This is a genomic window from Corynebacterium pilbarense, assembly GCF_026930265.1.
Lineage (GTDB): Bacteria > Actinomycetota > Actinomycetes > Mycobacteriales > Mycobacteriaceae > Corynebacterium > Corynebacterium pilbarense.
The window spans coordinates 1-528 of the sequence record NZ_JANRML010000147.1 but is presented as its reverse complement, the minus strand read 5'-3'; the positions used below and the strand labels follow the sequence as shown (position 1 = coordinate 528).

The 528-nt window shown below is 38.6% G+C and carries 2 protein-coding genes; both read left to right on the top strand.

Going from position 1 to position 528, the window contains the following annotated elements; all coding sequences use genetic code 11:
* Nucleotides 1-205 (top strand): hypothetical protein (locus NUW87_RS11600; RefSeq protein WP_269028689.1); only part of this gene is annotated, 205 nt, incomplete at its 5' end.
* 5 nt (nt 206-210) lie between these two features.
* Nucleotides 211-528, top strand: a 318-nt coding sequence (locus NUW87_RS11595) for a hypothetical protein (RefSeq protein WP_269028688.1), incomplete at its 3' end; no start/stop codon positions are given.

Here is a 528-nt window from a genome sequence, read left to right as displayed (position 1 = left end):
ACTCTCTCTTCAACATCCTAGAGTGTTTGGTTGTGATGCTTATGTACATGTTCCAAAGGAAAATAGGAGTAAGCTGGATAAAAAGGTTGAAAAGTGTATCTTTATTGGTTATAAAGATGGTGTGAAAGGTTATAATCTTTGGAACCCAGAAACCCAGAAACCCAGAAAACTGTTTCCAGTCGAGATGTCGTTTTCAGAAAGGTAAAAGATGTGTCCAAACAGGAATTCCTACCAATGCAAGACAAACCTGAGAAAATAGAGCTTGAGTATGATGACGCAAAATGTGAATCATCTGAAGAAGAGGAAGAAGAAGAAGAAGAACATACCCCAGTATTCAGGAGATTAGTGAGAGACAAATGGCAACCAGAAAGGTATAGTCCACCTGATTTTCGTTCCAATTTTGCATTATCTATTACTGATGATGATCCCAGAACTGTCAGGGAAGCAGTGAATTCAAAGGATAGTAAACTCTGGGAGAATGCCATGGTTGAAGAAATGGATGCCTTTGTCACGGTAAAAGAGATAAAG